Source organism: Oceanirhabdus sp. W0125-5, assembly GCF_027938815.1.
In the GTDB taxonomy this organism is placed as follows: Bacteria; Bacillota; Clostridia; order Clostridiales; family Clostridiaceae; genus Oceanirhabdus.
Genome location: NZ_CP115913.1, coordinates 5330913 through 5345168 on the forward strand (window position 1 = coordinate 5330913; position 14256 = coordinate 5345168).

A 14256-nucleotide genomic window follows, 5' to 3' on the forward strand; every position below is an offset into this window, starting at 1 on the left:
ATGTTACATCTATGTAACATACCAACATAAAACTACAAAATAAACTAAGGGAACTATTCAAGCCCCCTTAGTTTTATTTTTTATTAAAAATGATATAGCAAAAAATACAATACTGAGCATAATCAAGCCTATAAATATACACAGTTGAAATGGTCCACTACCACATTTATCAAATGGATTTGGTCCATTAATAATCCTCATATATCGTTCATAATCTCCATGTATTAACCCATATAAGAATGCAGGGCTTATTAAAAAAATGTACCCAAAGGTTAAAAATATTTTTCAGATAAGCTTATTCAATCTCTTCATGTTACCCTCCTATTATAAATAACACAAATTAACTCTTTATTGTTTAATCCATATTATAACTTATAAGGAACGATATTCATAACGAATTATTTTAATAGCTATAATTAAAAATTTTGATTATGCGTTCTAAATAGTTAATTTTCCATCCATCATTCTCAACTCTCAACTCACCATTCTCAACTTCTTTTAAATATTTAAGTAATCCGAAAACTTATTAATAGATAATGTAAATTCAGTAAAATCTCCTACTTCTGATTTAACACTTATCTCATAATTAAGCTTATTGCACATTTTCTTAACTATATATAATCCCATTCCTGTTGCCTTAGATAAATTCATTCCTGAATCACCAGTATATCCCTTATCAAATACCCTATCCAAGCTCTTTTTATCAATACCTACACCATTATCTAAAATTTTAAGATGAATATAATTCTTATCATCTTGAGCGTATATTTTTATATCCCCATTTTCATGTGTATATTTGCAGCTATTATTAATCAGCTGCTCTATCATATATCCAAGCCATTTAGAATCTGTAGTTATTTCATAATTTAAATCCTCTAATTCTAGAGTTATATTTTTATCTATAAATAAATATGAATTCTTTCTAACAATCTTTTTAATTAGTTTTTCTAAATCAACTTGTGCTATTGTAATATCCTCTTCATAACTTGATGCTCTACTTATGTACAGAACCTGTTCTATATAATACTCAATTTTATTTATCTGTTCTTTTAATCTTTTTGTATCATTAGATGAACAGTTTTCTTCCATTCTTTCAAGTACAAGATCACATACTGATACAGGGATCTTAATTTCATGTACCCACTTTGTAATATAATCATTTAATTCACTTAATGACTGCTTGTACTTTCCAATCTCATTGAATTTCTCATTCTCTTTTAACTCTATAATCGTCCTAATAATTTTAAGGTAATAACTCTCTCCTTTTATATCATATTCAATAATACTTTCATCATTATTTACCTTTTCTTCAATAAGAGAAACCTCTCCTCTCCACTTAACAAAGCCAATAAGTGAAAATATCATAACAATAATACACACAAGGACGTTTATATATACTACCTCTTCAATAGCCATATTTAATGGTGCACTTGTTAATAGCACTCCATTTACTACAACCATACTTATTAAAAAACACAATATTGTTAATTTATTTATTTTAATATATTCAAAAATCCTCATTGAACAACATACCCCAGTCCTTTCTTAGTCTGTATGAACTCATCCAATCCAGCATCCTTTAATTTCCCTCTTAATCTATTTATATTTACAGTCAATGTATTATCATTTATGAACTGATCATCATCCCATAGGGCTTTCATTATTTTATCTCTTGATATAATTGTTCCTTTACTTTTTAGAAGAAGTCCTAATATCTTAAGTTCATTCCTTGTAAGCTCTATTTTTTCCTCCTTATACACAAGAGTACCCTCTGAAATATTTAATATTGCTCCTCTATGTTCAATTGTCTCTTTCATGCTCTCTCCATAAGAGTAACACCTTCTAAGCTGAGCGATTATCTTTGCTACTAAAATATCAATTACAAATGGCTTGGTTACAAAATCATCCCCACCCATATTAATTGCCATAACAACATCCATATTGGTATCTCTTGATGACATAAATATAATAGGAAGCTTGGACAATTCTCTAATCTTCCTGCACCAATAGAACCCATCAAAACTTGGAAGATTAATATCCATCAATACCAAGTGGGGTTTCTGTTCTAAGAATTCTTTATCTATCTCTGAAAAGTTATCAACTCCAAATGCATCGTATCCCCATTTTTTAAGAGATAATATAACCTCTTCACATAAGTTCTTATCATCTTCAACAACTAATATCCTATACATAACGACCTCCAAATCTCATGTTTGTTACCTTTTTAATTATTATACCTCAAATGTAACTTTTTTTAAATTATACTAAAAACATCAAAGTACCCCAGGGGTACTTTGAAAATTGTAAGTTTATTGTAAGAAAACTTAAAGGCAAATCTATACAAAACTGGATATTCAGATGGTAGAATGGTATTGAGGTGAGAAATTATGACATTTAATCAAATGGTGTTTAAAATGTTTAAACAGAAATTTTATCTTTATAAAAACTATTATATCTGCAATATACTATCATTGACTATGGTGTTTATATTTTCAACACTTATCTTTAATAGAGAAATTATAAATGAAGAAAAATTAGGTACAACTGTATATGGGTTCTTCATATTGTGTTTTGTAATATCTATTTTATTCTCTTTTATATTCACAACAATCTCTCATAAAGATTACATTGGATGGAAGAAAAATGAGACTGGTATATTCAAACTATTAGGTATTGAGAGTCACCACCTTAAAAATATTTTCTTTACTGAGAATATTATTATATTCACGCTCTCTTTAATTTCGTCTTTATTTATAGGCACACTTTTTTCAAGGCTATTTTTTATATGTCTTATGAAGTTATTTAATGTGCAATCTATACCATTTAAGGCATCATTGGAACCTTTCCTTGTAGTCATAATTTTATGTGCAGCGCTATTTATATATATATCTATATATGATAATCTTTTCATTAATAAAAGAGGTCTTGCTATGCTGAAGAACAATGGTGAGAATTTAGATTTGAAAATTCCTAAAGAACTCATTACTAAAAGAGCTTTAAATCTCTCTAATTTTAAAACTTCAATTCAACTAGCTCTATCAATTTTTTTATTTGTTCTAGCACATATTGTCTTAATTTCTTGGGAGAAGTATGGTTCAGGATCTTTAAAAACAATGCTTGTTAGCCTTCTATTAATTTTTTTAGGAATAAACTTCTTCTTAAAAAGCTTCTTTAACTTAGCTTTTGCAATAAAAGATAAGCTTAACAAAGTAAAATTTCCTTATTTTTTCATTAAAAATTTTATTATAACTTCTCTTAATAGAAATAGGAAATTGATATATACATTAATTGTACTAATTCATTTTGTAGTGTTCTTTTCAACAATAATATTCTTCTATTACAATGAAGTTAATAAGATGATAAATGCTAAATACCCATATGATGTTTCACTACATGGCAAAGATGAAAACTATAACTTTCTTAAATCTGCTAAAAATCATAATGTAGATTTTTCAGAAAAGATAACCATAGAAAGTATTTATCTATCTCAAGAAAGCGAAAATAAGGTGCTTGGAAAATTTAACTTTAATGTTTTCTCAAACAAAACCTATAATAATTTGAGTTCAAGTAATATTAATCTACCAAAAGGTCAATGTTTAATTGCAAGTAACCCTTACTTCTATAAAGTTAATAAAGATAGACCATCATATCCCCCTGGGGATACAATTGAAGTATTTTTCAATGAACCTAAAAATGATTACTCCTTTAAGATAATCGATTATGTACCTATTGATATCAATAAATATCTTACTTCAAGTTTTATAATTATAATAAATGATCAAGAATTTCAGTATTTTAAAAATAATACTCAAATTATAGATTTATACCTTTACAACTTTAAAAACTATGAAGATGGTCTTAAAGTTCATTCATCTTTGAAGTCCGAATATTCTTATGAAGATTTATGGCTATTAAATAATTCCTTCAAAATTATAGAGGATAATCGTGAGAATTCAGCTTACTCTGGTATGGCATTTATGTTTATATTTGTGATTATTCTATTCTTCATAACTTCAAACACAGCAATTTATTCAAGTTTTTTATCTACTGAAAAACAACTTAGAACTCTATTTTCAAAGCTCATTAAACTTGGGATGACACATAAACAATTTAAAAGAATAATAACACATTTGATCTTGTTTATGGTTTCCCTTCCATTTATAATTGGCTCCTTAAGTGGATGTTATTATTCCTTAATGTTTCCACCTGAATCCGGCGCTTTATTGGGGATTTTAAAAACCACTGGGTTTATCATAGGTACATTAATAATTATTCAAGGAATCATTATTTTCTTATTCAGTAGAAGTTTATATAAGAGGATTATAACTTAGGAGGGATGACATTGTACAAGATTCTTATCATAGAAGATGATATAAATATACGTTCAATAATAAAACAACATCTTGAGAAATATGGGTATTCAGTTCATATCTTCTCAGATTTTAATAATAATCTTTCACCAATTTTAAAAATTATAAGTGAAGATAATTTTAGCCTTATAATACTTGATATAAATCTGCCATATATGGATGGTTTCCATGTGTGCAAGTTAATACGTGAAAATCATTCAACTCCAATACTCATGTTATCTGCCCGAGATAGTACAATGGATCAGATACATGGATTGCATATTGGTGCTGATGATTATATGACCAAGCCATTTTCCTTGGATCATTTAACCATGAAAATCAACGCCCTTTTACGAAGAAGCTATGGGGATTATTCTCAAAAAAGAACTCATATGAATGATACAGTTATCCTTAATGAGAAAACCTATTCACTTATTTACGGTGGCAATGAAGTTGAATTCACTAAGACAGAGTTTGGATTAATGGAAATTCTATATAATAACCATGGTGAGATTGTAACGCGAAATGAACTCATCGAAGCATTATGGGAATCTGGAATGTTCATAGAAGATAATACCCTAACTGTTAATATAACAAGAATTAAAAACAAATTAAAAACTGTAGGGTTAAATGATATTATAAAAACTAAACGTGGAATAGGATACATGATACTATTTAAGAAAAGTGGTGATGTGGATGGAAACTAGTTCAAAATATACTAAAAGGAAGTTATTATCTAATATTATCTCTGATATGAAGTGGATTTCTATTTTCTATATACTTAACTTCATATCATTATACTCTTTTTTCAAAATAACAACTGGTTCAACTGTTGAGCTTGTATACCCATTACTTATATCCTTATTCTTTTACCTACTAATATTTATTATGAGATACTTTCAACATCTTAAAGTTATATCATATATTTTCTCTAATTTTAATCAGGGTTTTATAAGAACTATAAATGATTCTTCTTTGAGTTTATTAATTAGGGATGAGATAAATCGAATACGTAACCTATCACTAAAAGATATTAACACTTTAAAGAAAACACAACAGGATCATAACAAACTTGTATCCTCCTGGGCACATAATATGAAAACACCCTTAACAGTAATTAACCTAACCTTACAGAAACTATCAAAACAATATCAAGGTCATGATGCAACAACACTTATCCCTACCCTAAAAGATGAGACTTGGAAACTTGAACATAGTTTACAATCATTAATTCACATGTTTAAACTACAAGATTTTTCACTAGATTTTATACCTGAGGATGTTGACTTAAATGAAAGTGTACTTAAAGTTATTAGTTCCTTCAAACACAGTTTTCTCCTTTCTGGAGTAAAACCTATAATAAATATGAATGGAACATCCCCCAATGTAATCACCGATAAAAAATGGAATGAGTTTATTATTAGTCAACTGATATCAAATGCTGTTAAATACACTTCATTATCCAGTGGGGAAAAGAAAGTGATTATTGATATAACTAATCATGAAAAGGGATTACTCCTTATAATTAAAGATACTGGAATAGGAATTCCCCCTGAGGATATTCCTAGAATATACGATGCTTATTTTACTGGGACTAATGGACGTAGAATCCCATCTTCCACTGGTATAGGATTATTTATGGTAAAAAAAATATGTGATAAATTAGATTTTAAAATAACATTAGATTCTGAACTAAAAAAAGGAACCCAAATATCAATTTTGTATAAAAGGAGATCAAAATATGGAGATACTAACAGCCAAAGAACTGAGTAAGATTTATACAGGTAGAACTAAAACTAGTTCTACTACAGCACTATGTTCAATTTCCCTCTCAGTCTTCAGTGGAGAATTCATAAGTATAATGGGCCCATCTGGCAGTGGTAAAACAACCCTCCTAAATATTCTTAGTGGGATGCTTCCTCCTGATTGTGGTTCTGTTATATTAGATGGCATAGAAATCACCAGCTTATCAACTGAATCCCTTCCAGCTTTCAGACGTGAAAAAATAGGCTTTGTGTTTCAAGATTTTAATCTAATAGATTCACTTACAGTTGAGGAGAATATTCAGGTTCCTCTAGTCTTAAATGGTGAATCTAAAGAATTTATTATCCAAAAGACTGATGAAATTGTATCACTGATGTCTTTTAAAGACTTAATAAATAAATATCCTGATGAACTCTCAGGTGGACAAAAACAGAGAGTAGCGATTGGTAGAGCAATGATTGGAGATCCTAATATACTATTTTGCGATGAACCAACTGGAAACTTAGATTCTAAATCAACGGAAATAATAATGGATATCCTGACTAAACTTAATAAAGAAAATAAGAAAACAATTCTTCTAGTAACCCATGATCCTTTCACTGCAAGTTACAGTGATAAGGTTATTTTTCTAAAGGATGGTTCCATTAATTCATACTTGATAAATTGTGGAGATAGGAAAAACTTTTATAATAATATACTGTCATCACTTGAAGTTATATAATTCACACCTAGAATAATTAAAATCAAAAGAGGTCAAGCTAATAATCAAGCTTGACTTCCTCTTATTATATACATATTAGAAATTTCAACAATTTGTCCACACCACTTGTGTGAATTGTCTGACTTTTTCGAAAGTTTTCCACAGCTTTTCCCCAACCCCATAAACTCATGCTGAAAGTTTTCCACAATTTCTTCACTAATTTTCAGACTTTTTTGAATATTTTCCACAATCATTTTAGAATTTTCATGATTTTTCAGAAAGTTTTCCACACCCCTGTTTATTTCCTTTATATATGTATTTTTTTGTCCACTTATAACAATAAAGAGAACTACCCCAGGGGTAAATCCCCTTGGGGTAGTTCTTTAACTTTTTCCGCTTAATCTATTTAATGAGAAAAACCAAATCGTCCAATATCCTCAAAAATTTCTTTATTTATGACAAGAACCTCTGCATGTAGTATCTCCTTTATGCTGTCATGTTTCTCATTTTTATATTGAATCTCAACTAAAATTTTCACATTTTCGTGATACGTTTTTACATCATTTTTAGAGAAATTAGACATCCACCTTTGTATCTCATATATCCACTGTCCTTCTTCATTCTCAGTAAATATTGAAGTCCCACCTAAATTATTAACACTATAGCTGTCACCACATAAATCTTCCTCCATATGTGGCTCTTCACTTTTTACTGTTATCCTTGGGAAAAAGAATGTCATATTATCAAGTTCTTCCTTACTACCTAAGAACTCAATTGTTCCCGTTCCAGTAATTTTATATTGATCAAAGTTAAATACTTTAAAATTGTTTAATCTCCAATGCTCACTTTCTCCATTAATGATTACAATTTCTTGAAGCTCACCAATATCAACTTTATGTGTTTGAAGTTTCTCCATGCTATCTATTGTATAACCTGCTTCATTTCTATCAATAACATTAAACAAAAGAATACCTAATGTTAATACTATTAATATCATTATACAAATCAAAGCATACTTTAAAATTTTTCTCATAATTCCTCCGTAACTCTATTAACTTTCCTAGAATATAGTCAATAGTACTGAGATGATAACACCAGAGTAAATAAGGTCAACTATACAATACCCCATTACATCTTTAGCTCCAAGCTTTGCTATTCCTAGTGCTGGTAATGCCCAGAATGGTTGAATCATGTTAGTCCATGCATCTCCCCATGCTATTGCCATTGCAGCTTTTGCTGTAGGTACTCCTAAATCAGCAGCGGCTGGCATTATAATAGGTGCTTGAACTGCCCATTGTCCTCCACCTGAAGGTACGAAGAAGTTAACAATTCCTGCACTTAAGAATGTAAAGAATGGGAATGACTTAACTGTTGAAATATTAACGAAGAAGTTTGACATTTGTCCAGCTAATGATAATCCTCCAGCTGCTGCTCCAGTCATCATACCCATAATTCCACCGTAGAATGGGAACTGAAGTATAATTCCTGCTGTACCTTTGGCAGCTTCCTGTACTGCATTAAGGAATCTTCTTGGATTACCGTGTAATATAATTGCTGTGAATAAGAAGATAAAGTTAACTATATTTAGATTAAGTAAAAATCCATTGTCTTTAAAGTACATTATTATATATATATATCCTAAAACACCTACTAAAATTGAAACTATACTGCTGTTCTCAATTCTATTCGCTGGTGTTCTTTCAAGCTCTGCCGCACTCTCATCAACATCTTTAAGAAGTGATGGATCAATTGTAAATGTATCATCCTTCTTAGGATGCATAGCTCTATTTACAAGTGGTAATGTAATAACCAAAATACCTACTATTAAAAGGTTAAATGGTGAGAAAATTGTTGCTGAAGTTGCTACTGCCTCTGTAACAGAACCATTAGTAGCAGTTGCTAATCCCTCTCCACCAGATGCTAACTTCAATGGAATTGATCCTGAGATACCTGCATGCCATACTAAAAATCCTGAATAAGCTGATGCAATCAGTAATCTATAATCCACTCCACGAACTTCTTTTGCAAGTTCTCTTGCGAATATAGCTCCTATAACAAGTCCAAATCCCCAGTTTACCCAACAAGCTAGTGTTGAAACAAGAGTAACTATCATTATTGCTCTTGTAGGTGTCTTTGCAATTCTAGCTAACGCTCTTAGTCCTTTCTTAAATACCTTAGCACTTGCCATAGTATGTCCAGTAACAAGTACTAATGCCATTTGCATTGAGAATGCTAATAAGCTCCAGAATCCCTTACTCCAATGCCCTACCATTGCCAATAGCCCTTGTCCAGTAAATATTATACCAGAAATAAGAACAATAAAAGTAAGTATTACAGCAAAAAGGAATGGGTCCGGTAACCATCTTTGAACTAGATTAACACATCCTTTAGTAAACTTTTTAAACATGTGTATCTCCCCCTTATTATATTTTCACCCACATTATACCCTTATTTACTTTTTTTATCAATACTCCTAGTTAAAGTATTAAAAGTTAATTTATTTTACATATTCCACTTTTACCATTTTACATATAACATTTTTACTACATTCCATATTTATTAATCACATATTTTCACATAATCTTACCATAATTATTCTAAATTTGATTATTATAATAAACTCATAGACAAGACACAATAAACTTACAAAACAGAAAACAATAACAAAAAATAAAACAAATTTTCTAGGAGGAATTAATTATGAACAAAATCAAAAAGTACTTTTTACCAGTATTATTAGGAGCTATGATTACAGCACCAACTGTATCTGCTTTAGCTGAAGGAACTGATAACTCATCAACTTTTAGAAAACCAATGAAAGTAGAAAACAGACAATTTGAAAAAGCTCCAAGATTTTCTGAAGAGGAAAAGAACATATTAGATGAGATTAGAGAACAAGTTAAAAATGGTGAGTTAACAAAAGAAGAAGCTAAAACAAAACTTGATGAAGCAGGTATAAATTTCTTTGGAAGAAAAGAGTTTAATGGTTCTAAAGGAATAAACTCAAAAGCTAGAAAAGATTTTAAAATGGACCTTACAGATGAGCAAAAAACTCTATTACAAGAAATAAGAGAGCAAGTTGAAAATGGTACATTAACTAAAGAAGAAGCTAAAGCTAAAATTGAAGAAGCTGGTATAGAACTTCCAGAGAGAAAAGGTCCTGCTGTTAAGTTAACTGAAGAACAAAGAGCTTTATTAGAAAATATAAGAGAACAAGTTGAAAATGGTGATATCACTAAAGAAGAAGCAAAAACTATGATCGAAGAAGCTGGCATTAAACTTCCTCATAGAAATGGCCCTGATGTTAAGCTAACTGAAGAGCAGAAAGCATTAGTTTCTGAATTAAAAGAGAAACTTAAAAATGAGGAAATCACAAAACAAGAATTTATTCAGAAACTTAAAGATGCTGGTATTGAAGGAATGGGGCAAAGAATGAAACATAAGTTCCACCAAAACCTTACAGATGAGCAAAAAACTCTTTTACAAGATATAAGAGAGCAAGTTGAAAATGGTGATATCACTAAAGAAGACGCAAAAACTATGATTGAAGAAGCTGGTATTGACCTTCCAGAGAGAAAAGGTCCAGCAGCAAAGTTAACTGAGGAGCAGAGAGCATTAGTTTCTGAATTAAAAGAGCAGCTTAAAAATGAAGAAATCACTAAAGAAGAATTCATTCAAAAGCTTAAAGATGCCGGTATTAAAGTGCCTCACAGAAAAGGTCCTGCTGTTAAATTAACAGATGATCAAAACGAAACATTATAAGTTATAAAAGTCCCCCCAAGTCATTCCTTGGGGGGCCTTTTATTATCTTCTTCTTTTCTTTGTAACAACCTTAATAAATTTATTTATAGCTAAAAAATAAAATATTATATAAACAATTGAAAGAGTTGCTATTGAAATTGTTATAGGCACTATTTGATTATTATACAATATATGTGAAAGTGCACTTAAAGCAACACACCCATGTAATATCCCTACAAGTAGTGGTAAGATACATTGAATTGCACCTTGCTTAACTATAACTAACCAAATCTCCCCTTTAGTCACACCGATATTCATCAACCTCTCATATTTTTCTTTATCCATATATGCTTCACTTATAATATTGAAGTATACCATAACCCCTGAAGCAGCCATGAATACCATTGCCATTATTCCCCCTAAGAAAGCTACCACTATACTTTCTGCATAATCTTTTGGATTAATAAATGATTGTGAGAAAAATTTATTATCACTTAACTTATCTTTTAAATTATTAGTTATTTCTATAAGCTTTGATTTATCTTTAATATTTACACCTGTATATCTATACTCTTTTAAATTCCCCTTATATCTTTCATAATCTTCATCTCCCATTATCAAAAACAACTTATTATATATCTTTCCAAAAGTAGGACATGACACATCCTTGGTTAATGTAAATTCCACATTATCTCTCTTAAGATTCAATGGATAAATAACAGCTATTCCGCTTCCTGAATTTCTAATATATGTTACTTTACCTTCACCCACATCAATATTGCTTAATATCTTCTCCCCTTTGTCACCTTCAAGAGCTCTTACCAGTTTTTCAACCTCTGAATATTTAGCCACAATGTGATTTACAGAATCTACATTTCCATCCTCTTCAGGTATTAATCCCATTTCTATAAAGTCTACTGAAATTATCTCCTGAACTTCTGTACCACTTACTTTAATTTCTTTTATAATATTCTTTACACTACTATAATCTTCTTCCTTTTGTGATATGACTCCTAAGTGGAATGGCGCATCTAATCTTCTTGCTATATCCATATCATATTTAAAAGAATAACAACACCCAAAAGCAGTTATTGAACTTGCAACTAATATTGCAACTGCTGTTAAACTCTTGTAGTTCTTTCTTATCCTATAAGTCAAATTTGATACAGCTATTATATTAACTCCCCTGTAGAATAGCTTCTTATCTCTCTGAACTCCTTTTATCATGGAAGGTATTAATGCTTGAAATAACCAAAATGTACCCCCTACAACTAATCCAACAACAAGAGGAATTCTATTAAAATGTGTATAATTAAAATCATATGCATAGTAATAATATGCAAATCCCATAATTACTATAGATAATATCCCTTTAAGAACACTAATTTTCTGTGGTTTTTCCTCAGTTTTAGCAGCATTAAAAAGATCTATCAGCTTGCTTCTGCATATATTTATATATCCTGTAAAAGACGATATAAGAAAAAATATTGTAAAAATTAGAATAGTTTCTAATATACTTTCCTTGGAAATATAAAATTTCACTTTAATAGATTCAGACATTACCTTTAATAAAATCATTATAAATAACTTATTTGTTAATACTCCTAATAATACACCTGAGAATATTGCTATTACTCCAATAAAAATTGTTTCAACAGCATATATTCTACCTATTTCTTCTCCTCTTAGACCCATAAATGAGTATATTCCTATTTCTCTTTTTCTATGCTTTAAGAAAACAGAATTAGAATACCATATAAAGAATGCTAAAAATAATATCAATAAAAATGCACATGCTCCCGCAACCCACTTTATAGCTCCACCAAATCCATTTGCCTCAAACAACCCTGCATTATATTTTAATGATGAAAAATTGTAATAGATCATTACAGAAAAAATCATAGCTACCAAATGTATTCCATAAGTCTTTATATTACTTCCCATATTTTTACGAGCTATATTAATAGTATTCATACTCAATCCCCCCTCATCCTAATTACTTCATATGAATATAATACAATCTTTTCCATTAATGTTCCATATATCTTCATTACACTTTTCCTAATAAATGTTACATTGATGTAACATACATCATATCTTCTTTAATTTCATATTTTATAACTATACAAAAAGTTGTACAAGATATCTTGTACAACTTCATTTACTTTTACCCATGCAATTCATTCATTTTTATAACTATATTTTTAAGTGCCTCTGCATTAGAAGCTATTTCTTCTGCCCCTGCTGCACATTCATGTATACCTTGAATCAATTCTGTATATTTATCCGTTGTCTCCCCTGTAATATTGAGAAGCTTCTCATTAAAGTGAACTATCTCAACAGTTTTAACAGACTGCTCATCCTTTATTTCATTAATTATACTTATGTGATTACCTAATTCATTTAATCTTTTTATCATATTTTTAACATTTTCTACTGCCTTAGATACATAACTTGATCCATATGTTGCATTTTTTTCATAACTATTCATTGACTTTTCTATTTTTAAAATATTATTATTCAGCTCCTTAATAATCTTTGAGGCATCCTCAAGAAAAATGCTAGTGTTCTCAGATAATTTCTTAATTTCATCTGCCACAACAGCAAAACCTCTTCCAGCCTCTCCAGCCCTTGCAGCCTCAATAGATGCATTCAACGCAAGAAGATTGGTCTGCTCTGCAATTGCTCCTATCATAACTAGAATTTCATTAACCTTCTTTGCTCTATCATATAGTTCATCCATTTCATTTGACATCTCTTCTATACTTTTATTCATATTATCAAGTACATCAAGGGCCTCTCCTAGGCTTTTTTCATTCTCTTTAGACTTATGGACAATATCCTTTGATACATTATCACTCAATTCAATTTTCTCTGAAATAGCATTATTAATTTTTTTAAGTTCATCAATGCTTAGTTTATTAAGTTTTGCTTCCTTAAGCATTCTATCACTATACTCAATAAGTATATTACCAGTGTTTGTGCTATCTTGAAGGGTATAACTTTCTTCTTCAGCTATTTCTGACATACTCTCACTAGATACAAGTACATCAGATGATAATATTTTTATATTATTTAACAATTCATTTATAGCATTATTCTTATCAATTAATACTTTTTCATTCTCATTAATATTCTTCAATAATGTAGATGCAAAATAAGTAAACAATAATATTCCAGTAACAATAAATCCAATGATCATTCCCCTCATTATTAACTCTTGTACAAACATATCTTTACTAGGAAGTGTTTCTGGTATGAAATAGAATACCCCTATCTGCATTATTATGCTCATTACTGAAAATATAATATTTATCTTCATATCAAGAAATAATGCAACCAAAATCATAAAGTAAAAAATACTCATCCAAAACACTTTTGAAGGTATTATTGATACAAATAACAAGTAATTTACTATACACATAAATACTATTATCACCTTTAAAGCACTAAAATACTTCAAGTTAAATGTTTGATTTCGTGTTATTTTCTTATGGCATAATATAAAGAAAACAGTTTCACTTGTAACTACTCCCGTTAATACGATAAGATCAAATATAGTGTATGTATCATATAACTCTAACAATTTCATTATTAAAAAAGCACCTATGGCTAAAAACCCACTTACTGAAAAGGCCAAAAGCACAAATTTTAACGTTTTTTTCTGATATTCTAAAATTCCACCATTCTCCATACTATCCC

At 29.7% G+C, this 14256-nt stretch carries 13 protein-coding genes; 5 read left to right on the forward strand and 8 right to left on the reverse strand.

Going from position 1 to position 14256, the window contains the following annotated elements:
• Window positions 1-57: 57 nt before the first annotated feature.
• The 3 genes from OW730_RS24730 to OW730_RS24740 form a co-directional block, all read right to left on the reverse strand.
• Window positions 58-201: a hypothetical protein gene (locus OW730_RS24730; protein WP_271226720.1), complete on the reverse strand. Its 144-nt coding sequence runs from the start codon at window positions 199-201 to the stop codon at window positions 58-60.
• 297 nt (window positions 202-498) lie between these two features.
• Window positions 499-1521, reverse strand: coding sequence for a sensor histidine kinase (locus tag OW730_RS24735; RefSeq protein WP_271226721.1), 1023 nt, complete (start codon window positions 1519-1521; stop codon window positions 499-501).
• A complete protein-coding gene (locus tag OW730_RS24740; protein WP_271226722.1) occupies window positions 1518-2192 on the reverse strand; it encodes a response regulator transcription factor in 675 nt (224 codons plus the stop codon). The genes OW730_RS24735 and OW730_RS24740 overlap by 4 nt, the downstream gene beginning before the upstream one ends.
• Window positions 2193-2387: 195 nt before the next feature.
• Between OW730_RS24740 and OW730_RS24745 the strand changes: the two genes are divergently transcribed.
• Genes OW730_RS24745 through OW730_RS24760 form a run of 4 tightly spaced genes read left to right on the forward strand, consistent with a single transcriptional unit; the run spans window position 2388 to window position 6834 of the window.
• Window positions 2388-4331: an FtsX-like permease family protein gene (locus OW730_RS24745; protein ID WP_271226723.1), complete on the forward strand. Its 1944-nt coding sequence runs from the start codon at window positions 2388-2390 to the stop codon at window positions 4329-4331.
• Window positions 4332-4342: 11 nt separating this feature from the next.
• Complete coding sequence (locus tag OW730_RS24750; protein ID WP_271226724.1) at window positions 4343-5056, forward strand: response regulator transcription factor; 714 nt, start codon at window positions 4343-4345, stop codon at window positions 5054-5056.
• Window positions 5046-6122, forward strand: coding sequence for a sensor histidine kinase (locus tag OW730_RS24755; RefSeq protein ID WP_271226725.1), 1077 nt, complete (start codon window positions 5046-5048; stop codon window positions 6120-6122). The genes OW730_RS24750 and OW730_RS24755 overlap by 11 nt, the downstream gene beginning before the upstream one ends.
• Window positions 6091-6834 carry an ABC transporter ATP-binding protein gene (locus OW730_RS24760; RefSeq protein WP_271226726.1) on the forward strand — a complete coding sequence of 248 codons (744 nt, stop codon included), beginning with the start codon at window positions 6091-6093 and terminating at the stop codon, window positions 6832-6834. The genes OW730_RS24755 and OW730_RS24760 overlap by 32 nt, the downstream gene beginning before the upstream one ends.
• A gap of 44 nt (window positions 6835-6878) precedes the next feature.
• On the opposite strand, the gene OW730_RS24765 is transcribed toward OW730_RS24760, so the two are convergent.
• The 3 genes from OW730_RS24765 to OW730_RS24775 form a co-directional block, all read right to left on the reverse strand.
• The gene (locus OW730_RS24765; RefSeq protein ID WP_271226727.1) at window positions 6879-7103 is read right to left on the reverse strand and encodes a hypothetical protein; all 225 of its coding nucleotides are present in this window, start codon (window positions 7101-7103) and stop codon (window positions 6879-6881) included.
• A gap of 116 nt (window positions 7104-7219) precedes the next feature.
• On the reverse strand, window positions 7220-7846 hold the full coding sequence (locus tag OW730_RS24770) for a hypothetical protein (RefSeq protein ID WP_271226728.1): 627 nt from the start codon (window positions 7844-7846) through the stop codon (window positions 7220-7222).
• A 27-nt stretch (window positions 7847-7873) separates the two neighbouring features.
• Window positions 7874-9220 carry a short-chain fatty acid transporter gene (locus OW730_RS24775; RefSeq protein ID WP_271226729.1) on the reverse strand — a complete coding sequence of 449 codons (1347 nt, stop codon included), beginning with the start codon at window positions 9218-9220 and terminating at the stop codon, window positions 7874-7876.
• Between the two features lie 293 nt (window positions 9221-9513).
• Between OW730_RS24775 and OW730_RS24780 the strand changes: the two genes are divergently transcribed.
• Window positions 9514-10575 (forward strand): hypothetical protein, encoded by a 1062-nt coding sequence (locus OW730_RS24780; RefSeq protein WP_271226730.1) that lies wholly within the window; start codon window positions 9514-9516, stop codon window positions 10573-10575.
• A 42-nt stretch (window positions 10576-10617) separates the two neighbouring features.
• Here OW730_RS24780 and OW730_RS24785 read toward each other — a convergent pair whose 3' ends face one another.
• Together OW730_RS24785 and OW730_RS24790 are read right to left on the reverse strand one after the other, a co-directional pair.
• Entirely contained in the window at window positions 10618-12528 is a 1911-nt protein-coding gene (locus OW730_RS24785) for an FtsX-like permease family protein (RefSeq protein ID WP_271226731.1), read from the reverse strand.
• 193 nt (window positions 12529-12721) lie between these two features.
• Complete coding sequence (locus tag OW730_RS24790; RefSeq protein ID WP_271226732.1) at window positions 12722-14248, reverse strand: methyl-accepting chemotaxis protein; 1527 nt, start codon at window positions 14246-14248, stop codon at window positions 12722-12724.
• Window positions 14249-14256 lie beyond the last annotated feature (8 nt).

Excerpts from the sequence above, each read along its gene's own strand:
- OW730_RS24755 (WP_271226725.1), top strand. The coding sequence starts at position 5,046 with ATGGAAACTAGTTCAAAATATACTAAAAGGAAGTTATTATCTAATATT.
- OW730_RS24775 (WP_271226729.1), bottom strand. The coding sequence starts at position 9,220 with ATGTTTAAAAAGTTTACTAAAGGATGTGTTAATCTAGTTCAAAGATGG.
- OW730_RS24770 (WP_271226728.1), bottom strand. The coding sequence starts at position 7,846 with ATGAGAAAAATTTTAAAGTATGCTTTGATTTGTATAATGATATTAATA.
- OW730_RS24760 (WP_271226726.1), top strand. The coding sequence starts at position 6,091 with ATGGAGATACTAACAGCCAAAGAACTGAGTAAGATTTATACAGGTAGA.
- OW730_RS24780 (WP_271226730.1), top strand. The coding sequence starts at position 9,514 with ATGAACAAAATCAAAAAGTACTTTTTACCAGTATTATTAGGAGCTATG.
- OW730_RS24730 (WP_271226720.1), bottom strand. The coding sequence starts at position 201 with ATGAGGATTATTAATGGACCAAATCCATTTGATAAATGTGGTAGTGGA.
- OW730_RS24735 (WP_271226721.1), bottom strand. The coding sequence starts at position 1,521 with ATGAGGATTTTTGAATATATTAAAATAAATAAATTAACAATATTGTGT.
- OW730_RS24740 (WP_271226722.1), bottom strand. The coding sequence starts at position 2,192 with ATGTATAGGATATTAGTTGTTGAAGATGATAAGAACTTATGTGAAGAG.
- OW730_RS24785 (WP_271226731.1), bottom strand. The coding sequence starts at position 12,528 with ATGAATACTATTAATATAGCTCGTAAAAATATGGGAAGTAATATAAAG.
- OW730_RS24745 (WP_271226723.1), top strand. The coding sequence starts at position 2,388 with ATGACATTTAATCAAATGGTGTTTAAAATGTTTAAACAGAAATTTTAT.
- OW730_RS24790 (WP_271226732.1), bottom strand. The coding sequence starts at position 14,248 with ATGGAGAATGGTGGAATTTTAGAATATCAGAAAAAAACGTTAAAATTT.